Here is a 23,738-nt window from a genome sequence, read left to right as displayed (position 1 = left end):
ATGGCAAAGGGGAATCACAAGAGGATACGCGGCAAGCCGCAGATCCATAGCCTGCTGGAGCACTACCAGCCGATCGACGGCGTCGTCGACGAGATGGTCGACGCCGCAGGCAATCCCCGTCCGGTCTGGAAGCATTTCATCGAGGCGCTCGACGATCTCGGTGCCGAGAAGCTCGGCCAGCGTTTTGCTCGCGCCGACCAGTATCTGCGCGACGCCGGCGTCTATTACCGCGTCTATGACAAGGCCGGCGCCAATGAGCGCGAATGGCCGCTGGCGCATGTGCCGCTGCTCATCGAAGACAACGAATGGGCCGCGATCAGCGCCGGGCTCGTTCAGCGCGCCGAGCTGTTCGAGGAAACCATCGCCGATATTTATGGGCCAAACCGCCTGATCGAAAAAGGCATCCTGCCGGCTGGATTGATCGCCGCCAGCCCCGAATATTTGCGCCCTGTCGTGGGCACCACGCCGGCCGGCGGCCATTACCTGCATTTCTGTGCCTTCGAGCTCGGCCGTGGGCCTGACGGCCAGTGGTGGGTGCTGGGCGACCGTACGCAAGCGCCGTCGGGCGCCGGCTTCGCCCTGGAGAACCGCGTCGCCACGACGCGCGCGCTGTCCGATATCTATGGCGAGATGCATGTGCATCGGCTCGCCGGCTTCTTTCGCCGTTTCCGCGATGCGCTGATCGGCATGGCCAGGGAAAGCGACGGCCGCGTCGCCATTTTGACGCCGGGGCCGCTCAACGAAACCTACTATGAACACGCCTATATCGCCCGCTATCTGGGCATCATGCTGCTCGAAGGGGAGGACCTGACCGTTTCCGGCGGCAGGCTGATGGTGCGCACCGTTTCCGGCCTCATGCCGATCAGCGTGTTGTGGCGACGTCTCGACGCGGCCTTCGCCGATCCGCTCGAGTTGCGCTCGGATTCGCAGATCGGCACGCCGGGGCTGGTCGAGGCGATCCGCCAGGGCGCGGTTGCCACCGTCAATGCGCTGGGATCAGGGCTGATGGAAACACGGGCGCTGCTCGCCTTCCTGCCCAAGATCGCACGCGAATTGCGTGGCGAGGAGCTGCTCTTGCCGAGCGTCGCGACATGGTGGTGCGGGCAGGCGAGCGAACGCGCCCATGTGCTTGCCAATATCGATCGCATGGTGGTCGGCCCGGCGCTGTCGACGAGACTTGCCTTCGAGGATGATGGCCAGACCACGCTCGGCTCGACGCTGTCGGCCGGGGAGCGGGCCGAGCTGGTGGCGCGCATCGAACGCGATGGCGGCGCCTTCGTCGGTCAGGAAGCGGTGACGCTGTCGACCACACCGGTCTTTGTCGGCGGCTGGTTGGAGCCGCGGCCGGCGAGCCTGCGCGTCTATCTGGCGCGCACGCCCGAGGGCTGGACGGTGATGCCGGGCGGGTTTGCCCGCGTCGGCCTGTCGCTCGACCCGACGGCGATCGCCATGCAGCGCGGCGGCCAGGCGGCTGACGTCTGGGTGGTCAGCGACAGGCCCGTCGAGCGCGAGACGCTGCTGCCGCAAGAGGGCGACAGCTTCACCCGCACCAGACCGGGCAGCCTGCCCAGCCGCGCTGCGGAGAACCTCACCTGGCTCGGCCGCTATATCGAGCGTTCGGAAGACACGGTGCGCATCCTGCGCGCCTATCATGTGCGGCTGGCCGAAACCTCCGACCCGGACATGCCGTTGCTGGCCGACATCAGGGACTATCTCGAGCCGTTCGGCATCGACGTCGAGACGGCGATCCCGTTGGGGCTGATCGGCACGCTCGACAGTGCCGTCTACAGCGCCGGACAGATCCGCGACCGCTTCTCGCCCGACGGCTGGCTGGCGCTGAAGGACCTGTCGAAGACCATCCATCAGTTCGCCAAGACGGTGGCGCCGGGCGACGACGCGACACGGGCAATGACCGTCATCCTGCGCAAGCTCGCCGGCTTTTCCGGCCTGCTGCACGAGAACATGTACCGCTTCGCCGGCTGGCGTTTCCTCGAGATCGGCCGGCGGCTGGAGCGCGGCATCCAGATCGCCCGCACGCTGTCCCGGCTGACCGACCCCAAGGCGCCGGATGGCGCGCTCGACATGATGCTGGAGATCGGCGACAGCGTCATGACCCATCGCCGGCAGTATCCGGTGCAGGCCGGCCGGCGCACGGTGATCGATCTTCTGGCGCTCGATCCGCTCAATCCGCGCTCGATCCTGTTCCAGCTGGAAAGGCTGAAGGCCGAGATCGGCCTGTTGCCGTCGGTCGGCGGCGAGGGGCACATGTCGCCGGCGGCGAAGGAGATCCTGCAGCTCAACACGGCCATAGCCATCAAGGAGCCTTCGGACATGACGGCAAAGGCGCTGGACGAACTCGCCTATGAAATCGGCGGTCTCTACAACAGTCTCGCCAAAGCCTATTTCGGCTAGTCCATGCTTTACGACATCAGGCTTCATCTCCATTACGATTATGCAGCGGCGGCGGGCGGCGGCCGCCACCAGATCCGCGTGCTGCCATCGACGATATCGGGCGTGCAGCGCGTCATTGCGGCGTCCCTGTCATTCACGCCGGCGCCGAACGAGCGTTCGGATTTCTCGGATTTTTTCGGCAACAACGTCACTTCGATCGCCTTTCGCGACGCGCATGACGCGCTCGACATCAGGATGAGCGCCCGCGTTTCGGTGTCGCGGCCCGAGCCTGGGCTCGACGTGTCGCCCGATATCGGGCGGCTGCGGCAGGAACTGGCCGCGGTGCGGTCGCTGGCGTCAGCCTCGCCGCACCATTTTCTGGCGGGAAGCGCTCACTCCGGCATCGATGCGGCGATCACCTCCTATGCGCATGACAGCGTCGGCACCTCGGCCGCCGGTACGGCGATGAATCTGTGCAATCGCATCCATCGCGATTTCACCTATGACGGCGAGGCGACCACGGTGCGGACCCGGGCCAGCGATGCCTTCAAGCTGAAGCGCGGCGTCTGCCAGGATTTTTCGCACATCATGATCGCGGGCTTGCGCGGGCTCGGCATTCCGGCCGGCTATGTCAGCGGCTTCCTGCGCACCATCCCACCCAAGGGCAAGCCGCGGCTGGAAGGCGCCGACGCCATGCATGCCTGGGTCAAGGTCTGGTGCGGGCGTGACGCCGGCTGGCAGGAGTTCGACCCGACCAACGGCATGCGGGCCAGCAACGACCATATCACCGTCGGCTACGGCCGCGACTATTCCGACGTCGCGCCGATCGTCGGCGTGCTGAAAACCACCGGCGGACAGGTCGGCGAGCAGGCTGTCGACGTCATTCCGGTCGCGCTCGAGAAGGTATGAAAGCGAGCTAAAAAGCGCGAAGCGCTCCGCCACCGCAATTCTGGGTGGACGAAGCGACTTCTCAAACATCGAAGGGGCCGCTAATCTCTCTTCGTTTCGAGGGACAGCCATTGTGCTGCCAATGGGCGCGGGCGCGGGGACTTGTAATTGAAAGCGGTCAGCGTCGTCATCCCTGCCTACAATGCGGCGGCCACGATCGCGACAACGCTGGCGTCGCTTGGCAGCGAGGCCGAGGTCATCGGCGAGGTCCTGCTTGTCGACGATGCATCGACTGATAATACGGCTGATGTCGCACGGCAGGCAGCGGCGCAATTGGCTTTGCCGCTGCGTGTGCTGCCGGCCGAATGCCGCAACGCCGGCGGTGCCCGAAACGTGGCGCTGGCGCAGGCGCTCCATCCCTGGGTGTATCTGATCGACGCCGACGATTTGCATCTTCAGGGCGGATTGCGCGCGCTGCTGCGGCAGGCGGAGAACCAGCCGAAAGCCGGTATGATCGTTGGCGCCTACCGGCGGCGGGTGAACGGCCAGGATCGCCAGATCAAGATTCCGAACGGCTACCAGGCTGCGTGCCTGGCAAATGCTTCGGCCTATGTGAAAGGCGACATACGCTCCGTCGCCGTGGGCAGCGTGCTGGCATCCCGGCAACTGATCGGCGATACACGGTTTCCGAAGGGCCTTGCCTATGACGAGGACACGCTGTTCTGGGCGCGGCTGATGAGCAAAGCTTCGCTGGCCATGACACCGCAACCCGTCATGGTCTATGAGGTTTCGCCAGCCCGTTCCGACGACCGCTTTGCAATCAACCCGGTGCGGCGCTTCCTGGAATGGCGCCGGGAATTGCGCACGCTCACCGATTGCAGCATCCCGGTCTCGGCGCTTAAGACCAGGGAGGGGCTTCTCGCCCTCAAGATCGCCCGCGTTCACTATGCGCGCGGCGACCTGGACATCGCCGCGCGCTTCCTGGCAGTGGCCGCCGCCGCGCCAAAGCGGCGGTCGGAAGCCTGGCGCTGCCTGCGCTACAGGCTCAAGCTCGCGGTGCGACGGCGGCTGTCGGCTCCGAAGATAGAACTGCAAAGCGTCTTGTAGTCATAAGGTTCCGCCACTCGCTTACCGCGGCCAGCCGACTTTTGCGCGGGCGTGGAACCAGCTGTCGGTCAGCAGCTTATCTACGCATATTTGCGTGGAGCTTACATGCTGCAGAGATCCGGATTGCCGCCAGGCCGGTCAACCGACGGTGACGCCGCGCCGAAGAACGGGGCGCAAAGCGCGGCCGAGCACGCCGCACTGACCTATGTCAGCGATGCGGAGCCCGGTATCCGCCGTCTGAAGACAGGCAAGGGATTTTCCTACAAGGGACCGGACGGGAAAGCAGTCTCGGATGCCGCCAGGGCGCGTATCGAGGCGATCGTCATCCCGCCGGCCTGGACGGATGTCTGGATCTCGCTCGATGCCAACGGGCACATCCAGGCGACCGGCAGGGATCAGCGGGGGCGCAAGCAGTATCGCTATCATCCGCAATGGGCCAAAGAACGCGACGGTGCCAAATATTCGAGCCTCGTTGCCTTCGCCGAAAGCTTGGCCAGCTTGAGGCGCACGATAGACAGCGATTTGCGCCGCCACGGCCTGCCGTTCGAGCGCGTCGTCGCCGCGGTCGTCTGGCTGCTCGACAACACGATGATCCGCGTCGGCAATGCCGCCTATGCACGCGACAACCAGAGCTTCGGCCTGACAACGTTGCGCGACCGCCATGTCGATATCAAGGGATCGAGCCTACGCTTCGCCTTCAAGGGCAAGTCCGGCAAGGAATGGAAACTGAGGCTGGTCGATCGCCGTATCGCCGGCATCGTGCGGGGTGCGCAGGACCTGCCGGGCCAGAAACTGTTCCAGTATCTCGACGAGGACGGCAGCAGACGCCCGATCCGCTCCGCTACATCAGGGACGCCGCCGGCGATGCGTTCAGCTCCAAGCATTTTCGCAGCTGGGGCGGCACCATCCATGCCGCGTCGCTGTTTGCACAGACGGAGCTGCCCGAAGCCCAGGCCCAGCAAAAGCGGGTGATGAACAGCGTCATCGACACGGTGGCCGAGCGGCTGGGCAATACCCGCGCCGTCTGCCGCAAATGCTATATTCATCCGCAGGTTTTCGAGGCCTGGTTGCAGGGACGGCTGCTGGCAGAAATGGCGGAAGCCAACAAGCGCAAGCGGCCCATCGAGGGTCTCGATGACGAGGAAGCGCTGGTGCTGAGATGGTTGAAGACGCATCAACGGTGACTGGCGGCAATTGACGGTCGCTTCATCTGGATTTTTTTATCGACGTCGTGTCGGCATCGGTCATACTGTTTCGTCCTTTGATACAGAAAAGGACCGACCATGCTCTACGCCATCCTCTGCTATGCCTCCGAAGACGTCGTCAGCTCCTGGAGCAAGGCGCAGGACGACGAAGTCATGGCCAATCTCATCAACGTTCAGGACAAATACGCCAAAGCCGGCCGGCTTGGCCCGGTGGCGCGGCTTTTGCCGACGACGGCGGCGACGACGCTGAGGAAAGTGAAAGGCGAAGCGGTCGTCATCGACGGGCCCTTCGCCGAGACAAAGGAGCAGTTCCTCGGTTTCTACACGCTCGAATGCGCCGATCTCGACGAGGCCGTCGAATTCGCCCGTGAGCTGTCCGAAGTTAACCCGAGCGGCGGATCCTATGAGATCCGGCCGGTCTCGGTGTTCAATCCCACCGGGGTTGCCGTATGACCGAACTTGCCTGGATCAGCTCCGCGATCAGCGCCGCCCGCCCGCAGGCAATGGGAGCGCTGCTGCGCTATTTCCGCGATCTCGATACGGCGGAGGAAGCTTTCCAGGATGCCTGTCTCAGGGCCTTGAAGAACTGGCCGCAGAACGGGCCGCCGCGCGACCCGGCGGCCTGGCTGATCTTCGTCGGCCGCAACAGCGGCATCGACGCGGTGCGCAAGCGCGCCAAGCAGGCGCCGATGCCGGAAGAGGACCAGATCTCCGATCTGGAGGATGCCGAGAGCGACATCGCCGAGCGGCTGGACGGCGCGCATTATCGCGACGACATATTGCGGCTGCTCTTCATCTGCTGCCATCCGGACCTTCCGGCAACGCAGCAGATCGCGGTCGCGCTGCGCATCGTCTCCGGTCTCAGCGTCAAGCAGATCGCGCGCGCCTTCCTGGTCGGCGAAAGCGCCATGGAGCAGCGCATCACCCGCGCCAAGGCGCGCATCGCCGACGCCGGCGTGCCGTTCGAGACGCCGGGCGCGGTCGAACGCTCCGAGCGGCTCGCCGCGGTGGCGGCGATGGTCTACCTGATCTTCAACGAAGGCTATTCGACCAACAGCGGCGAGGCGCCGGCCCGCGCGCCGCTGTGCGAGGAAGCGATCCGGCTCGCCCGGCTGTTGCTGCGGCTGTTCCAGACCGAGCCGGAGATCATGGGGCTGACGGCGCTGCTTTTGCTGCAGCATGCGCGCGCCCCGGCCCGTTTCGACGAAGACGGCGAGATCGTGCTGCTCGAGGACCAGGATCGCGGCCTGTGGAGCCGCAAGATGATCGACGAGGGGCTGGCGCTTGTCGACAAGGCGTTGCGCCATCGCAAGCCCGGTCCCTACCAGGTGCAGGCGGCAATCGCTGCTTTGCATGCCCGGGCAGAGAAGGCCGAGGACACCGACTGGGTGGAGATCGACCTCCTCTACGGGCTGCTCGAACAGATGCAGCCGTCGCCCGTCATCACGCTCAACCGCGCGGTGGCGGTCTCCAAGATACGCGGCCCGGAGGCGGCGCTTGCCATGATCGAGCCGCTGGAAGAAAGGCTTTCCGGCTATTTCCACTTCTTCGGCCTCAAGGGCGGGCTGCTGATGCAGCTCGACCGGGGTGAGGAGGCGCGGGTCGCCTTCGACCGCGCCATCGCGCTGGCCAACACGGCGGTGGAAGCGGCCCATATCCGCATGCATATCGACCGTTTGATGAAAGACGGCGCCGTGCGCGTGCCGGCGAAAAAGGCCAACTGAGCCGCGTTTGCCCATCTGGCTCAATCGTGTCGCTCGGGCTTAGACCATGCTGGGGTGGCGATTTTCCCTTGAAACGAGTAAGGCCACGCCATGACTGTGCCTGAAGTGCCTTTTCGGCACGCGGGCGAATGGCGCGAGGCTTCGACCCGACGCCATAGGATGACGACGGGATCTGAAAGGGATAAAAATGACCATTGCGAAGGAAACGGCCGAGCTTTTGGCGAAACTGGGTGTGGCCAAGGACGCACTTGTCGGCGGCGACCTGATCGTGCGCAGTCCGGTGACGGGCGAACAGATCGCGGCGCTGAAGACCATCTCGCCGGCCGATGCGGCCAAGACCATCGATGCCGCGCACAAGGCGTTCCAGTCCTGGCGGCTGGTGCCCGGCCCGAAGCGCGGCGAACTGGTGCGGCTGCTCGGCGAGGAATTGCGTGCGCACAAGGCCGAGCTTGGCCGGCTGGTGTCGATCGAGGTCGGCAAGATCCCGTCCGAGGGGCTCGGCGAAGTGCAGGAGATGATCGACATCTGCGATTTCGCCGTCGGTCTGTCCCGGCAATTGTATGGCCTGACCATCGCCACCGAGCGTCCGGGCCATCGCATGATGGAAACCTGGCATCCGCTCGGCGTGGTCGGCGTCATTTCCGCCTTCAACTTCCCGGTCGCGGTATGGTCGTGGAATGCGGCACTGGCGCTGGTCTGCGGTGACGCGGTGGTGTGGAAGCCGTCGGAAAAGACGCCACTGACGGCGCTTGCCTGCGAGGCGATCTTCAAGCGCGCCGTCAAGCGTTTCGGCGCTGACGCGCCGCAGGGGCTGGCGCCAGTACTGATCGGCGACCGCGCCGTCGGCGAGATCCTGGTCGACCATCCCAAGGTGCCGCTGGTTTCGGCCACCGGCTCGACCCGCATGGGCCGCGACGTCGGCCCGCGCCTGGCCAAGCGCTTTGCGCGCGCCGTGCTGGAGCTCGGCGGCAACAATGCCGGCATCGTCTGTCCGACCGCCGATCTCGACATGGCACTGCGCGCCATCGCTTTCGGCGCCATGGGCACGGCTGGCCAGCGCTGCACGACCCTGCGGCGCCTGTTCGTGCATGAGAGCGTCTACGATGCCTTGGTGCCGCGTCTGAAGAAGGCCTATCAGAGCGTCTCGGTCGGCAATCCGCTGGAGACCTCTTCGCTGGTCGGGCCGCTGATCGACAAGGCCGCCTTTGACGCCATGCAGAAGGCGCTGACGGAAGCCGCCGCCCATGGCGGCAAGGTGGCCGGCGGCGCACGCGTCGAGAATGGCCACCCGGATGCCTATTATGTGCATCCGGCGCTGGTCGAGATGCCGAAGCAGGTGTCGCCGGTGACCGAAGAGACCTTCGCGCCGATCCTCTATGTGATGAAATATTCCGACTTCGACGCCGTGCTCGACGAGCACAATGCGGTGGGTGCGGGCCTGTCGTCGTCGATTTTCACCCGCGACTTGCAGGAATCCGAGCGTTTCCTCGGTGTCGACGGTTCGGACTGCGGCATCGCCAACGTCAATATCGGCACGTCGGGCGCCGAGATCGGCGGTGCTTTCGGCGGCGAAAAGGAGACCGGCGGCGGCCGCGAGAGCGGCTCCGATGCGTGGAAGGCCTATATGCGGCGTGCCACCAACACGGTGAACTATTCCAAGGCGCTGCCGCTTGCCCAGGGCGTGTCGTTCGACATTGACTGAGGACGCCGGTCAGCGTCGGTGATGCTCGGCGAACATCAATCGACACGGGCCTACACGTCGCTGTAATGTTGGACAGCTTCTGACGCTTGTCCAGCATCGGCCCTTCGGATGCCGCACCGGTCAGCGGCCGGCCGTCGCACCAAAGGCTTCGGTGAAGGCGGCATCGATGATAGCCAGCTTCACCGCCTGGGCGCTCATGTATTCCTGACAGAAATCGCGCGACACCCACATCACCGAATGACCTCGTTGGCCGAGCCAGCCGACGCTGCCGAGGTCCTCGGCGGCGCGCAGCTTGCGTGCAAGGTGCGTTCGCGACAGTTTCAGCCACTCGGCGAAATCGCCGATCGAGACAATGCCGGTCGGGATCCGATCGAGGCCGGTGTGGTCGGGATCGACGCCTGAGAACAGCCAGTCCATGACGACGCCGCCATTGTTGAGCCAGGTGAACAGGGAGAAGGTCCGCTTTGGCTCCCGCACCGGGTTGGACGAGAGCAAGCCGTCGGCAATCCGTGGCTGCACCATAGCCAGTGCGTCCGGTCGCGCCAGGAACAGGGCCAGCCGGTTCGCACCGTCGAGACTGTCCAGCGTGTGCAGATGCGCCATCAGCCAGCCTATGACCGGTCCCAGCGAGGCCGGCGCCGGCTGCAGGGGGCGGATCCGGCCGTCCTGCGTCGCGGGCAAATACTCGATGAAACCGTAGTGCAGCATCTCCTTGATGAAGGCGTCGGCGGTGTTGCGGCTGGCCACGGAATTCTGACGGATCACATCGATGAAGCGCGCCGTCGTCAGCTCCTTGCGATAGTCGCCGGGCTCCCGCCGGAAATGCAGGGCAAGGCCGATATGGGCCATCAGCCAGCGCTGCTGGGTGGCGAACACCGAGGAAAGCCGCGGGTTCGTCTCATAGATCTGGTTCATCGCTTGCGCTTGGGCGCGGACACAGCGATGCAATGCCGGATGATCGGCAATCTCTTCCGACGTTAGCGTCATTCTCCCCCGCTGCGATAAGCCCCCTTGTCGCGACGCAAAAGTACATTTTCAGCCTTCGCGGCTCGTGTCCAGATGCTGTCCATCAATCGGGGGTGAATGCGTGCAGTGGGCGCAATCATGGACACAGCTTCATCGCTGCGCGGAAGCGCAAAAACCGGTATCTCTTCTTGTCCGATCTAATTTGCGCGGGGCGCTGCTCAGTCATCGCCTTGCGATGGCGGAAAACAAGCTTTGAAGGCGTTGTCGACGACAGCCAGCTTGGCGGCCTGCACCGTCATGTATTCCTCGTAGAATCCGTGCGACACCCACATCACCGAATGGCCGCGTTGGCCGAGCCAGCCAATGCTGCCGAGTTCCTCGGCGGTACGTAGTTTGCGGCCGAGATGGGTCCGCGACAGCTTGAGCCATTTGGCGAAATCGCCGATCGAAACCACGCTGGTCGGAATCCGCTCCAGGCCGGCATGGTCCGGATCGATGCCCGACATCAGCCAGTCCATGACGATGCCGCCATTGTTGAGCCAGATGAACAGGGAAAAAGTCTGGTGGGGTTCGCGCACCGGCTTCGAGGCCAGCAGGCCGTCAGCGATCAGCGGCTGCAACGTGGCAAGCATGTCGGGCCGGTCCAGATATCTGCCCAGCCGGTCGCCGCCATCGATATGGTCAAGCGTGCGCAGATGGGCGGTCACCCAGCCGGTGAATCTCTCGATGGTGGCCGCCGTCGGTTGCAGGGGATGCGTGCGGCCGTCCCCGCCCGCCACATACTCGGCGATGTTGTAGTGCAGCATCTCCTTGATGAAAGCATCCGCGGTGTTGCGGCTGGCCACGGCGTTCTTGTGCACGACCTCGATGAAACGCGATACGGTCAGCTCCTTGCGGCGGTCGTTCGGATCGCGCCGGAAGTGCATGGCAAGGCCGACATGAGCCATCAGCCAGCGTTGCTGCGTGGCAAAGATGGAAGCCAGTCGCGGGGTTTCCTCATAGATGCGGATCAGGGACTGCGACTGTTCCTGAACGTAGCGGTGCAAGGCCGGATGGGCCGCTATGTCTTCCAATTTCAGCGCGGATCTCCTGATCTCGTGAATCAACTCGCATAGCGAATTTGCGTTCCCTTTTTCCAGCCTTCAATACCTGTGTCCAGACGTACCAATTGCGCCTTGCTTGCGCCAGTGTGCCGGGGCGACTGGAAAAACCGGCGCCCCGAAATCTGTCTGGGGCGCCGAACGATCATGAGCGGCCCGCCTCAGCCATTCGACAGGTTTGGCGCGGCCTCGCGGACCGCAAGGGTTGCTGCTCACTCGGCCGCTTGAACGCGGCTCGCCTGGATGAGGGCGCGGATCTCCGACCGGCAGGAGCCGCAATTGGTGCCGGCCTTCAGCGCGCCGCCGATGGCTTCGACGGTTGTGCAGCCGGCTGCCACTGCCGCCACGATCTGGTTGGCTCCGACGCTGAAACAGGAGCAGACGGTGGCGCCCGCGTCCGGCCGTTCGGCACCGGCACGACCGGCGACGATCCTGAAGCGCTCGCGCTGGCTGGCCTGGACCTCTTCGAGCTGTTCGGCCGCCCAGCCGCGCGATACCGCGACCGGGCCCCGGGCGACGAACAAAGCACCCGTGAGGTGCTCACCGTCGAAGGCGGCGATGCGGTGCTGGCCGGCGTCGCGGTCGTGATAGGCGAGCATTTCGGTCGAGGGGGCCTCGAAGAGCGAGCCGGCGAAGGCTGTCCAGTCGGCGTCGTCGTTGGCAAAGGCAAGTTCAACCCGCCATCCGCCCCGGCACCTGGCAACCGCCCAGTAGTCAGCGGCAATCGCCTCGGGACGGCGGCGCATCACGGCGAACGCAAAGGCCTTTGCGGCAAATTTCTCGATGCGGGCCGCGACATGTTTCAGCGCCGGCTGGCCTGAGACCGGATCGATGAGCGGTGCGGTCAATGCGTCGAGCCGGCCTTTTGCCGCGAACTGATCGGTCCAGTGCATCGGCGCGAAGACGCTGCCTTGGCGCTGGCGTGGCGTGATCAGGGCGCGGACCAGTACGTCGCCGCGCGGGCTGGAGATACGCACGATGTCGGCGTCGCCGATGCCGTGGTGCTGTGCGTCCAGGGGATGGATTTCGACAAAGGGCTCGGCGATGTGCTGGGACAGGCGCGGGCTTTTGCCGGTGCGCGTCATCGTGTGCCAATGGTCGCGGATGCGGCCGGTGTTGAGGATGAGCGGGAAGTCGGGGGTGGTGCGGGTTTCCGTGGTGGGACGGATGGCGATGAAGCGGGCTTTGCGGTCGGCTGTGTAGAAATGGCCGTTGGCGAAGAAACGGGTGGGATCGCGTTCGGTCGTGCCGTTCGCTTGTTGCAAATGTCGAGCTTGATCGCCCCCCTCTGTCCTACCGGTGCCAGCCCTTCGCTGTCGCTCCGGGCGTTCGTCGTTCGGAAAGCCAAGCAATTGGCTTTCCGTCCGCTGCGCGGACCACTCCTCACCCCCCTCAAGGGGGGAGATTGGCAGTTTCGGACCTGCCACCCTTTCCGAAACGTTGACGATTGGGGAAGGCAGCAATGAGGGCTGATCTCCCCCCTTGCGGGGGATATGGCCGGCAGGCCAGAGGGGGGTGCCTTGGCTCGGCGCTGGCCATTGGAATGGCTCAAGCGATGCGTAGCTTACACTATCAATTCCGGCATAAGCCCCAATATCGAAGTCCCGCCCACCATCATTCTCGAACCCCGACAGCGCGGCGTGCTCGCCAAAGATCTCCGCCGGCGTCTCGTGCGCGAACGCCTCGCCAAAACCCATCCGCCGCGCCACCTCCGCGATGATCCACCAGTCGGGCCTCGCCTCGCCGGGCGCCGACAGAAACGACCGCTGGCGCGAGATGCGGCGCTCGGAGTTGGTGACGGTGCCGTCCTTTTCGCCCCAGGCGGCGGCGGGCAGCCGGACATGGGCGTGACGGACAGTGTCGGTGCTGGCCAGCACATCCGAAACCACGACGAACGGGCAAGCCTTGATTGCTGCTTCGACGGCGTCCGCGTCCGGCATCGAATCGACCGGGTTGGTGGCCATGACCCACAGCGCCTTGATGCGCCCGTCGGCCACGCCTTGAAACATCTCGACGGCCTTCAGCCCGGGCTTTTGCGCGATGCCGGGCGCATTCCAGAAGCGCTGGACGCGGTCGCGGTGTTCGGGATTTTCGATCTCCATATGGGCGGCGAGCATGTTGGCCATGCCACCGACCTCGCGGCCGCCCATGGCGTTGGGCTGGCCGGTCACCGAGAACGGGCCGGCTCCCGGTTTGCCTATGCGGCCGGTGGCGAGATGGCAGTTGATGATGGCGTTGACCTTGTCGGTGCCGGACGACGACTGGTTCACGCCCTGGCTGTAGACGGTGACCGTCTTCGCGGTCGCGGCGAACAGGCTGTAGAAACCGCCGAGCTCGTCTTCGCTGAGGCCTGTGGCAGCGGCAACCCCGGCAAGGTCAAGCGCCGATGCGGCGAAAAGAGCTTGCCCGAAGCCGGTTGTGTGCGCCGTGATATAGGCGCGGTCGAGCGCATTGTGCTGGCCGAGCCAGGCAAGCAGGCCGGTGAACAGGGCGACGTCGCCATCGGGCGCGATCGCCAGATGCATGTCGGCGATATCAGATGTCATGGTGCGGCGCGGATCGACCAGCACGATCTTCATCTCCGGCCGCTTTTCCCGCGCGGCGGCGATGCGCTGGTAGAGCACGGGGTGGCACCAGGCGACGTTGGATCCGACCAGCACGATGAGATCGGCGCGTTCCAGATCCTCGTAGGTTCCCGGCACCGTGTCGGAGCCGAAGGCGCGGCGGTGGCCGGCGACGGACGAGGCCATGCAGAGCCGCGAATTGGTGTCGATGTTGGCCGAGCCGACAAAACCCTTCATCAGCTTGTTGGCGAGGTAATAATCCTCGGTCAACAACTGGCCCGAGACATAGAAGGCGACCGCATCCGACCCGTGCTCGGCAATGGTCTGGGAGAAGGTCGAGGCGACGATGTCGAGCGCCTCGTTCCAGCCTGTCCGGCGGCCGTGGATTTCGGGATGGAGCAGCCTGCCGTCGAGGCCGATGGTCTCGGCCAGTGCCGAGCCCTTGGAGCACAGCCGGCCGAAATTCGCGAGATGATCGGGGTCGCCGCGGACGGACACTTGCCCGTCCGCGGCGACCTTCGCCAGCACGCCGCAGCCCACCCCGCAATAGGGGCAGGTGGTCCTCACCTCGCGTGCTGCGTCGATCTCCATGTTCAGGCGGCGCGACTGGCCAGCGCTTCCAGCGCCAGGAACAGGCGCTCGCCCTCGACCTTGACTGGGATGGTGCGCACCGCGCCCTCGTCGGCGCCGAGCGCCTTGCCTGTCTCCAGCGAGATCACCCAATTGTGCAGAGGGCAGGTCACCGCCGCGCCATGGACGATGCCCTGGCTCAGCGGCCCGCCCTTATGAGGGCAATGGTCATCGATCGCATAGACATGATCGTCCTGGGTGCGGAAGACGGCGACCTTGCCTTGCGGGGTGGCGACACAGCGCGCACCACGGCGCGGGATGTCGGAGAGGGTGCCGATGGCGATCCAGTTCATTGGGCTGCCTTTGCTTGATAGGATTGCGCCTCGCGCAGACATCTCCATCACTCCGCCGCCTCGGCAAACCCGACCGAAGCCATCGGCCGGAACTCGTGCTTGTCCTTGCCGGAGACGCGTTCCGACCACGGGTCGACCTGGGCGAATTTCTGGGAGAAGACGAAGCGCTCGTAATAGGTCTTGCGCTTGGCATCGTCGTCCATGATCTGACGCTTGATCTCGGGGATGCCGATGCGCTTGGCCCATTTGTAGATGCGTTCGAGATAGCGGCCCTGCTCACGGTACATCTGCGTCAGCGCCACGATGTGCTCCAGCGCCTCGTCCTCGGTCTTCACCAGGCCGAGCACCTCGGTGCCCTTGATGTCGAGGCCGGCGGCGCCGGCGAAATGGATCTCGTAGCCAGAGTCGACGCAGATGACGCCGACATCCTTGCAGGTCGCCTCGGCGCAGTTTCTGGGGCAGCCCGACACCGCCATCTTGACCTTGGCGGGCGTCCAGGAGCCCCACATGAATTTCTCGATACGGATGCCGAGACCCGTCGAATCCTGCGTGCCGAAGCGGCACCAGTCGGAGCCGACGCAGGTCTTCACCGTGCGCAGGCCCTTGGCATAGGCATGGCCGGAGACGAAGCCCGCCTGGCCGAGATCTGCCCACACCGCCGGCAGGTCTTCCTTGCGGATGCCCAGCATGTCGATGCGCTGGCCGCCGGTGACCTTGACCATCGGGATCTCGAACTTGTCGACGACGTCGGCGATGGCGCGCAGTTCGGCGGCATTGGTGACGCCGCCCCACATGCGCGGCACCACCGAATAGGTGCCGTCCTTCTGGATGTTGGCATGCACCCGCTCATTGATGAAGCGTGACTGGTAGTCGTCGGCGTAGTCGTCCGGCCAGTCGCAGACGAGGTAGTAGTTGAGCGCCGGCCGGCATTTGGCGCAGCCACAGGAGGTCTTCCATTCCAGTTCCTGCATGACGGCGGGAATGGTCTTCAGGTGCTTGGCCTTGATCAGCCGGCGCACCTCGTCATGGCCGAGCGTGGTGCATGTGCACATCGGCTGCACTGCCGCAGGGTTGTAGCTGTCGCCGAGGGTCAGCACCATCAGCTTCTCGACCAGGCCGGTGCAGGAGCCGCAGGAGGCCGACGCCTTGGTGTGGGCGCGTACATCGTCGAGCGAAGTCAGGCCCTTGGCCGTGATCGCGCCTGTGATCTTGCCCTTGCAAACGCCGTTGCAGCCGCAGATTTCCGCATCATCCGGCAAGGCTGCAACGGCCGCCATAGGGTCCAGCGGGGCACCCCCCTGATAGGACTGGCCGAAGATCAACGTATCGCGCATCTGCGAAATGTCGGTCTGCTTCTTCTTGAGGTCGTTGAACCAGGCACCATCCGCCGTCTCGCCATAGAGCACGGTGCCGATGATGCGGTCGTCCTTCAGAACGAGCCGCTTGTAGACGCCGGCGGCGGCGTCGCGCAGCACGATCTCCTGGCGGTCCTCGCCCTCGGCGAAGTCTCCGAGCGAGAACAGGTCGATGCCGGTGACCTTGAGCTTGGTCGGCGTGTCCATATGGACGAAGGCGGCCGCCTCGTTGCCGGCGAGCTGGTGGGCCGCGACGCGTGCCATCTCGTAGAGCGGTGCCACCAGCCCGTAGACCATGCCGTTGACCTCGGCGCATTCGCCTAGCGCGTAGATGTCGGGGTCGTTGCTGCGCATACCCGCGTCGACGACGATGCCTCTGTTGACGGCGATGCCTGCCTCTTTCGCCAGCGCCGAATTCGGCCTGATGCCGACCGCCATGACCACCAGGGTCGCCGGGATAACGGTTCCGTCGGCGAGTTCCACCTGCTCGACCTTGCCATTGCCCGTGATTGCCTGCGTGTTGGCCTTGGTGATGACCTTGATGCCGCGTTGCTCCACCGCGCGCTGCAGGAGATAGCCGGCGGCCGGATCGAGCTGGCGCTCCATCAGTGTCGGCATGACATGCAGCACGGTGACGTCCATGCCTTGCGCGTTGAGACCCGCCGCCGCTTCCAGCCCGAGCAGGCCGCCACCGATCACCACGGCCTTGGCGCGCGACTGGGCGGCCAGCATCATCGCCTGTACGTCGTCGAGGTCGCGATAGGTCAGCACGCCGGGCAGGTTGTGGCCGGGTACAGGAATGATGAACGGCACCGAGCCGGTGGCGATGACCAGCTTGTCGTAGGGCTCGGTGACCCCATGATCGGAGGTGACGGTCTTCGCCGCCCGGTCGATGGCGACGATCTTGTGGCCCTTGTAGAGGGTGATGTTGTTGGCGATGTACCAGCCGTCGCCATGGATGATGATTTCCTCATAGGCCTTTTCGCCCGACAGCACCGGCGACAGCATGATGCGGTCGTAATTGACGCGCGGTTCGGCGTTGAAGATGGTGACGCTGTAGCGGCTCGGCGCCTGTTCCAGCAGGTGCTCCAGCATGCGCCCGGGGGCCATGCCGTTGCCGATGATGACTAATCTTTCTGTCATGATGCTACTCCGCGGCTTCGACGAAGCGGTGGCGTTCGTAGAGGAATTTCAGCACGGCCTCGCGGCAGCGCAGGAAGGTGCGGTCGGAGGCGAGTTCGATGCGCCGGCGCGGCCTTGCCAGCGGCACGGGCAGCACCTCGCCGATGGTCGCTGCAGGACCGTTGGTCATCATGACGATGCGGTCGGACAAGAGCACCGCCTCGTCGACATCATGGGTGATCATGATCGTCGTCGAGCCGAGCCTGGAATGGATGTCCATCACCGCATCCTGCAGATGTGCGCGCGTCAGCGCGTCGAGCGCGCCGAAAGGCTCGTCGAGCAGCAGGATCTTCGGCTCCATGGCGAGCGCGCGGGCAATGCCGACGCGCTGTTTCATGCCGCCCGAGATCTCGGCCGGGCGCTTGTCCCTGGCATGCGCCATCTGCACGAGGTCGAGATTGCGCATGATCCAGTCATGCCGCTCGGCCTTGCTCTTCGAACGGCCGAAGACTTTCGAGACCGCCAGGTTGATGTTTTCGTAGACGGTTAGCCAGGGCAGCAGCGAGTGGTTCTGGAACACCACGGCGCGTTCGGGACCGGGGCTGTCGACTTCCCTGTTCTCGAGCAGCACCCCCCCGGCGGAGACCTTGGTCAGGCCGGCGATCAGGTTGAGCAAGGTCGACTTGCCGCAGCCGGAGTGGCCGATGATGGAGACGAATTCGCCCTTGTCGATGGTCAGCCTGATATCCCTCAGAACCTCGCTGACCTGGCCGCCGCGGACGAAGGATTTGTCGATATGGTCGAGTTTCAGATAGGCGGTCATCGCACTGTCCTCACTTTGCCGTTGTGCCGCGGGTGACGAAGACGCCGACGCCGGCGACCAGGCGGTCGAGGCAGAAGCCGGTGACGCCGATATAGGCGAGCGCGACGATGATGTCGGGCAGCCGCGACGAGTTCCACGCGTCCCAGATGAAGAAGCCGATGCCGACGCCGCCGGTCAGCATTTCGGCGGCGACGATGGCGAGCCAGGACAGGCCGATGCCGATGCGCAGACCGGTGAAGATGTAGGGCGCGGCGGCCGGCACCATGATCTTGACGAAGAACTCGAACGGGTTGAGCCGCAGGATGCGCGCGACGTTGCGGTAATCCTGCGGGATGTTGCGCACGCCGACGGCGGTGTTGATGATGATCGGCCAGATTGAGGTGATGAAGATGACGAACAGCGCCGACGGGCTGGAATCGCGGAACGCCGCCAGCGACAGCGGCAGCCATGCGAGCGGCGGCACGGTGCGCAGGATCTGGAACACCGGATCGAGGCCGCGCATCGCCCAGATCGACTGGCCGACCAGCGCGCCGAGCGCGACGCCGACGATCGCCGCCAGGCCAAAGCCGATGGCGACGCGCTGCAACGAGATCAGCACCCGCCAGGCCAGCCCGATGTCCTGCGGGCCATTGTCGAAGAACGGATGCGCGATGAGATCGTAGGCCTCGTTCCACACCTGGCTCGGCGGCGGCAGGCTCGATGTGGGCGACGAGCAGGCGACCTGCCAGACGACGAGCATCAGAGCGATGACGATGACGGGCGGCACCAGCGTGCTCGCCAGCTTGCCGGCGATGGCGAGCGGGTCGAAGCGGCGCCGCGCCTTGGCGGCGAAGGCGATCACCTCGGCCGGTTTGGCCGGCGCGGGAAACGCCTTCACCTTGGTGTCCTCGATAGCTTGGATGGACATCTTTTGGAAAGCTCCTTGGGGGCAGGTAGGGGCGACCACGGCGCAAGAGGCGCCATTGCGCTTGGGTCAAGCCGACGCCTTGATCTTCAGGCTGTCGAGATAGGCGGACGGGTTGGCCGGATCGAAGGTCTTGCCGTCGAAGAAGGTCTCGACGCCTCGCGACGAGGAGGCCGGAATGTCGGCCGCCGCCACCCCGAGATCCTTCGCCGCCTCGCGCCACAGATCCTCGCGGTTGACCTGGTCGACCAGCGCCTTGACGTCCGTGGTCGGCGCGAATTTGCCCCAGCGGATGTTCTCGGCGAGGAACCAGGCATCATGGCTCTTGAAGGGGTAGGAAACGCCGCCCTTCCAGAACTTCATGTAGAAATCGGTGCCGTTGGCGACGCGGCCATTGCCGTAGTTGATGTCGCCCTTAAGGCGGCCGATGATGTCGGCGACCGGCACGTTCATCCATTGCCGCTTGCCGATGATGGCGGCCATCTCGTCCTTGTTCTCCTTGGCCTCGCACCACTGCTGGGCTTCCATGACGGCCATCAGGATCGCCTTGGTGGCGTTCGGGTTCTTCTCGATGAATTCGGCGCGCAGACCGAGCGCCTTTTCCGGATGACCCTTCCACAATTCGCCCGTGGTGGCGGCGGTAAAGCCGACGCCCTGGTGGACGAGCTGCTCGTTCCACGGCTCGCCGACGCAGAAGACGTCCATGTTGCCGACCTTCATGTTGGCCACCATCTGCGGCGGCGGCACGACGATGGTCGAGACGTCCTTGTCGGGATCGATGCCGCCGGCGGCCAGCCAGTAGCGCAGCCAGAGGTCATGCGTGCCGCCCGGGAAGGTCATGGCGGCCTTGACCTCCTTGCCGGCTGCCTTCTTGGCGGCGAAGGCGTCCTTCAGCTTGGAGGCATCGAGACCGACGCCGGTGCCGGCATATTCCTGCGCGACCGAAATGCCCTGGCAGTCGTAGTTGAGCCGCGCCACGATCGCCATCGGCATCGGCTGGTTGTTCTGCGTCACCTTGCCGGTGTGCATGAGGTAAGGCAGCGGCGTCAGTATGTGGGCGCCGTCGATGCCGTTTGCGGCACCGCCAAGCATCAGATTGTCGCGCGTCGCGCCCCAGGAAGCCTGCTTCAGCACCTCGACATCGGGCATGCCGAATTTGGCGAACAGGCCCTTCTCCTTGGCGATCATCAGGGGTGCGGCATCGGTCAGCGCGATGAAGCCGAGCTTGGCGCCGGTGACTTCCGGCGCGGCGGTGGCGGCATAGGCGCCGGATGGAAAGAGCTTGCGGGCCGCCATGAACAGGCCGGCCGTCATGGCGCTGCTGACCAGAAAATCGCGACGCGTCACATCCTTTGGCGATGTTCCCGTCCCGATCCAGTTCTTCATCGTCTTCTTCATCGTCGTCTCCGGTTGAACGCGATTCAAAAACAAAAAAGCCGCCGGCCAGGTCTTCGCGCCCGAAAGACCGGGAGCGCGTTTTGACCTGAGCGGCAGCTTTGCCTGTGGCGCCCGCCATTGGACGCCTGTTCCGTGACCCATGAAGGGCCTGGTTATTTCACTGCAGGAACCGTGCCAGTTTCGGATGAAAGGAAAAACATCAATGAAATCAGCGATTCATGTCCGTCGACGGCCTGCCGGGCAATATGGCGAGCAGGCCAAAGATTGTTCATTAGGACCATTGCGCGCACAATTTTTGTGCAATGCACAAGAATGGCGCGGAAATGATCAGGCTTCCGTGCGGACCGATTTCTGGCGCGCTATATAGGCGTCGATCTCGTCAGGATCGAAGATCTGCCCGTCGAAAAAACCGTCCGGGCCGAGCACCAGGCCGGCGCCGGTCGCGCCGACCGCGGTTGCGACCTTGAGCGCGCCCTCGACCTTTGCATTGGCGCCGGGCAATGCAACGCCAAGCGGCTTCAGCGCCGAGCGGTAGAGGTCGGGCCGGTAGCAATTCCTGGCGATGGCCAGATTGTCAGGCGTGTGCGCGACATGACCCCAGCGCACCATCTGCGTGTAGAACCACAGCGCATGGCTCTTCCACGGAAAGTTCGCCGCCTTGTCGAAGGGCAAGAAGAAGTCGTCGACATCCAACTCTGCTCCGCCGCCCAATTGCAGATGGCCGGTCAGGATCGGCATCTGCACCGCCGGCGGCAGGCCGAGGAAGCCGGGCTGCGCCATCACCGCGGCCAATTCGGCGTGGTTGGCCGGATCCTGGCACCAGCGCGCCGAATGATGCAGCGCGCGCAGCAGCGCCGCCAGCGCCTCGGGATTTTCGTCGGCCCAGGCCTTGCGCACGCCGATCACCTTCTCCGGGCTGTTGCGCCATATCTGCGCCTTGACGGTAACGATATGGCCGGTGCCGGCGGCGACCGCAGCGCTGTTCCAGGGCTCGCCGACGCAGTAGCCGTCGATGCGCCCAGTGGCCAGCGCGTCGGCCATGAAGGGCGGCGGCACGATGACGATCTCGATTGCGCGGTCGGGATCGATGCCGCAAGCGGCAAGCCAGTAGCGCAGTTCGTAATTATGCCCGGAATGCGGGTGTACCACGGCAAAGCGCAGCGGTTCGCGGCCCGCGACCGCCCGGTCGCGAATGAACGCGCGCAGGGCCGCGCCTGCGCGTGCCGGATCGAGATCGGGTTCGGCGCCATGCGCCGCCATGCCGGTCCAGACGGCGTTGGAGATGGTGACGCAATTGCCGCCGAGCCCGAGCGAGAACGGCACGATGGTCTCGGAAGCGAGCGGCGTCAGCCCGAGATTGCAGGCGAGCGGCATGGGTCCCAGCATATGCGCGAGATCGAAATGGCCGATCGCGATGCGGTCGCGAATGTTGGCCCAGGACGTCTCACGGTGCAGCGTCAGGTCAACGCCTTCGCTGCCTGCGAAGCCAAGCTCGCTCGCGGCGACCAGCACGGCGCTGTCGAAAAGCGGCATGAAGCCGGCGGTGATCTGGTGCCTCATGCTCATTCGTCCTCCGCCGGCCCCAGCAGCCCGGCCGCGGTCACCAGGCTTTGGGCGATGTCGCTGATCTTGCGGTTCTGGTTCATCGCCGTCTTGCGCAGCAGCGTATAGGCGGCCTCTTCGGAGAGGCCGCGCGACTTAATCAGTATGCCCTTGGCGCGATCGATGACCTTGCGGCTCTCGAGTTCGCTGCGCGCCTCTTCCAATTCGCGCGCCATGCGCGAGAAGGCATTGAAGCGGCTCACCGCCATGTCGAGGATCGGCTTGACGCGCTCTTGCCGCAGACCGTCGACGACATAGGCCGACACGCCGGCATCGACCGCGGCCTCGATCGAGGCCTGGTCGGAGCGGTCGACGAACATGGCGATCGGGCGCTTCACGGCGCGCGACAGCTGGAACATGTTTTCGAGCATGTCGCGGTTGGGGTTTTCGAGGTCGATGACGATGACGTCCGGTTCGATCTCGGCGATCCGCCGGGCAATGCCGGTCACGTCATGAATGACGGTGACAAGCTGATGGCCGGCCTCGCGCAGGCCGGCCTCGATGATCGAGGCGCGGATGCGATTTTCATCGATCACCAGGACGGCTAGGGAGGATCGGACCATGCCTGCATTGTGGGCAAGGCCGCGAAATTGTGCAATGCGGCATAGCACGCCGGTTTAAGGAACGTGGCTATGTCGCATCATCGTTTGCCACCAAAAGGCGCGACGGTTTTCGGCTATCTCATGGGTAGGTCAGCCGCAGACGCGGATCTGCTCGATCACCCTGTGGTGGTGGCGCCAGTGCTTGACCAGTTCGATATGGCAGCGGTGATGGCGGTGGTGGCGTCGATAACCGTCATTGTAGTTGTCCTCATACTGCACGTTCTGGTCGTCGCCATACTGGTTGTCGTAATTCTGCCGGTGATGGCGGCGAACGACAATCTGGCCGTTGTCGGACTGATCGTCCGGTGAATACTGGTTGCCGTCGTCGGATTGGATAATCACGCTCGCGGCTTGCGTCGGCGCAATGACTGCGGCTGTGGCGGCCAATGCCACCATGGAAGCCAGAAATAACTTTTTCACGGTTCGTCCTCCTGGGGTTTAATACGTACCAACTCGCGGAGAGAATTAGCGTTCCAAAATGAATCGCGGCGCTTTTCGAAGTCGTGGGCGACAAGCCGGTTCTACAGGCGAACGAAGGCCGTCAGCGGCAGATGGTCGGAGGCGACACGCGAAAGCGGCGTATCGTGCGCTTCCACGGCTGCGATCATTCCGTGCCGGTTGGTCATGATCCTGTCGAGTGCCAGCAACGGCAGGTTTGACGGGAAGGTGGGGACCGCCGGCGGCTGCGGCCCGAACGTCGCGTGTAGCGTGTTGAGCGCGGAGCGGTTGCCGAGCCGCCATTCGTTGAGGTCACCAAGCAGCAAGGTCGGCTTTTCGTCCGGGCTGCTCATGAGATCGAGCACGACACGGGCCTGCTGCGAGCGCGAGTGGCGCAGCAGGCCGAGATGGGCGGCGATAATGCGCAGCGTCTCGCTTCCGTTCAATTCGATCTCCGCCACCACTGCGCCGCGCGGCTCCAGGCCTGGAAGTCTGATCTGATGCACGTCACGGACGACGCCTTTCTTGAACAGGAGGACATTGCCGTGCCAGCCATGGCCCTTGCCGGTGGCCGAAATCGGCACCGGCACCAAGCCGGTTTCCCGCTCGAGGCGGGGCAGGTCGAGAAGCCCGTCACGGTCGCCGAAACGGTTGTCCGCTTCCTGAAGGGCGATGACGTCGGGGTCGATTTCGCGGATGACGCGGCTGGTGCGCTCGGGGTCGAACTTGCGGTCGACGCCGATGCATTTGTGGACGTTGTAGGAGGCGACCAGCGTTCCAGTGGCGGCGGTCGCCTTGTGCGCAGCCGCGTTTGCCTTGCGCATCCGCCTGTCGCGAATGGACAAAAGCATGGTTGCCGGGAGGCTGCGTCCGTTCATCCGCACCGTGTCCCTGCCATGCCTGCTGGTCTCACCATGCACCTCA

18 protein-coding genes and 1 pseudogene are annotated in these 23,738 nt (G+C 64.7%); 7 read left to right on the top strand and 12 right to left on the bottom strand.

Features of this window, described 5'->3' with window-relative positions; all coding sequences use genetic code 11:
- From MAFF_RS12350 to MAFF_RS12320, 7 genes and pseudogenes are all read left to right on the top strand, one after another.
- On the top strand, window positions 1-2,412 hold the full coding sequence (locus tag MAFF_RS12350) for a circularly permuted type 2 ATP-grasp protein (protein WP_010911246.1): 2,412 nt from the start codon (window positions 1-3) through the stop codon (window positions 2,410-2,412).
- A 3-nt stretch (window positions 2,413-2,415) separates the two neighbouring features.
- Window positions 2,416-3,300: a transglutaminase family protein gene (locus tag MAFF_RS12345; protein ID WP_010911245.1), complete on the top strand. Its 885-nt coding sequence runs from the start codon at window positions 2,416-2,418 to the stop codon at window positions 3,298-3,300.
- Between the two features lie 147 nt (window positions 3,301-3,447).
- Entirely contained in the window at window positions 3,448-4,386 is a 939-nt protein-coding gene (locus MAFF_RS12340) for a glycosyltransferase family A protein (RefSeq protein ID WP_044548292.1), read from the top strand.
- A 105-nt stretch (window positions 4,387-4,491) separates the two neighbouring features.
- Window positions 4,492-5,570: pseudogene (locus MAFF_RS12335) on the top strand (DNA topoisomerase IB).
- A gap of 99 nt (window positions 5,571-5,669) precedes the next feature.
- Window positions 5,670-6,044: a YciI family protein gene (locus MAFF_RS12330; RefSeq protein WP_010911241.1), complete on the top strand. Its 375-nt coding sequence runs from the start codon at window positions 5,670-5,672 to the stop codon at window positions 6,042-6,044.
- Complete coding sequence (locus MAFF_RS12325) at window positions 6,041-7,315, top strand: RNA polymerase sigma factor (RefSeq protein ID WP_010911240.1); 1,275 nt, start codon at window positions 6,041-6,043, stop codon at window positions 7,313-7,315. Before MAFF_RS12330 ends, MAFF_RS12325 begins: the two co-directional genes overlap by 4 nt.
- A gap of 187 nt (window positions 7,316-7,502) precedes the next feature.
- Window positions 7,503-9,017, top strand: a complete 1,515-nt coding sequence (locus MAFF_RS12320; protein ID WP_010911239.1) for an L-piperidine-6-carboxylate dehydrogenase — start codon at window positions 7,503-7,505, stop codon at window positions 9,015-9,017.
- Between the two features lie 120 nt (window positions 9,018-9,137).
- On the opposite strand, the gene MAFF_RS12315 is transcribed toward MAFF_RS12320, so the two are convergent.
- The 12 genes from MAFF_RS12315 to MAFF_RS12260 form a co-directional block, all read right to left on the bottom strand.
- Complete coding sequence (locus tag MAFF_RS12315) at window positions 9,138-10,004, bottom strand: hypothetical protein (protein WP_010911238.1); 867 nt, start codon at window positions 10,002-10,004, stop codon at window positions 9,138-9,140.
- 197 nt (window positions 10,005-10,201) lie between these two features.
- Window positions 10,202-11,056: a hypothetical protein gene (locus tag MAFF_RS12310; RefSeq protein ID WP_244420781.1), complete on the bottom strand. Its 855-nt coding sequence runs from the start codon at window positions 11,054-11,056 to the stop codon at window positions 10,202-10,204.
- 239 nt (window positions 11,057-11,295) lie between these two features.
- Complete coding sequence (locus MAFF_RS12305; RefSeq protein ID WP_044548290.1) at window positions 11,296-14,238, bottom strand: nitrate reductase; 2,943 nt, start codon at window positions 14,236-14,238, stop codon at window positions 11,296-11,298.
- Window positions 14,239-14,240: 2 nt separating this feature from the next.
- Window positions 14,241-14,570 carry a nitrite reductase small subunit NirD gene (gene nirD / locus MAFF_RS12300; protein ID WP_010911235.1) on the bottom strand — a complete coding sequence of 110 codons (330 nt, stop codon included), beginning with the start codon at window positions 14,568-14,570 and terminating at the stop codon, window positions 14,241-14,243.
- Between the two features lie 47 nt (window positions 14,571-14,617).
- Window positions 14,618-17,068, bottom strand: coding sequence for a nitrite reductase large subunit NirB (gene nirB, locus MAFF_RS12295; protein ID WP_010911234.1), 2,451 nt, complete (start codon window positions 17,066-17,068; stop codon window positions 14,618-14,620).
- Window positions 17,069-17,072: 4 nt separating this feature from the next.
- Window positions 17,073-17,870 (bottom strand): ABC transporter ATP-binding protein, encoded by a 798-nt coding sequence (locus tag MAFF_RS12290; RefSeq protein WP_010911233.1) that lies wholly within the window; start codon window positions 17,868-17,870, stop codon window positions 17,073-17,075.
- A gap of 10 nt (window positions 17,871-17,880) precedes the next feature.
- The gene (ntrB, locus tag MAFF_RS12285) at window positions 17,881-18,777 is read right to left on the bottom strand and encodes a nitrate ABC transporter permease (protein WP_010911232.1); all 897 of its coding nucleotides are present in this window, start codon (window positions 18,775-18,777) and stop codon (window positions 17,881-17,883) included.
- Window positions 18,778-18,843: 66 nt separating this feature from the next.
- The gene (locus MAFF_RS12280; RefSeq protein ID WP_244420780.1) at window positions 18,844-20,172 is read right to left on the bottom strand and encodes a CmpA/NrtA family ABC transporter substrate-binding protein; all 1,329 of its coding nucleotides are present in this window, start codon (window positions 20,170-20,172) and stop codon (window positions 18,844-18,846) included.
- A 327-nt stretch (window positions 20,173-20,499) separates the two neighbouring features.
- On the bottom strand, window positions 20,500-21,738 hold the full coding sequence (locus tag MAFF_RS12275; protein WP_010911229.1) for a CmpA/NrtA family ABC transporter substrate-binding protein: 1,239 nt from the start codon (window positions 21,736-21,738) through the stop codon (window positions 20,500-20,502).
- Entirely contained in the window at window positions 21,735-22,337 is a 603-nt protein-coding gene (locus MAFF_RS12270; protein WP_044548289.1) for an ANTAR domain-containing response regulator, read from the bottom strand. Before MAFF_RS12270 ends, MAFF_RS12275 begins: the two co-directional genes overlap by 4 nt.
- 129 nt (window positions 22,338-22,466) lie before the next feature.
- Window positions 22,467-22,796 carry a hypothetical protein gene (locus MAFF_RS12265; RefSeq protein ID WP_010911227.1) on the bottom strand — a complete coding sequence of 110 codons (330 nt, stop codon included), beginning with the start codon at window positions 22,794-22,796 and terminating at the stop codon, window positions 22,467-22,469.
- Window positions 22,797-22,897: 101 nt separating this feature from the next.
- Window positions 22,898-23,698, bottom strand: a complete 801-nt coding sequence (locus tag MAFF_RS12260; RefSeq protein WP_095780290.1) for an endonuclease/exonuclease/phosphatase family protein — start codon at window positions 23,696-23,698, stop codon at window positions 22,898-22,900.
- Window positions 23,699-23,738 lie beyond the last annotated feature (40 nt).

This window comes from Mesorhizobium japonicum MAFF 303099 (assembly GCF_000009625.1).
Lineage (GTDB): Bacteria > Pseudomonadota > Alphaproteobacteria > Rhizobiales > Rhizobiaceae > Mesorhizobium > Mesorhizobium japonicum.
The sequence above is the reverse complement of the archived record's forward strand: the minus strand, read 5'-3'. Positions and strand labels throughout refer to the sequence as shown.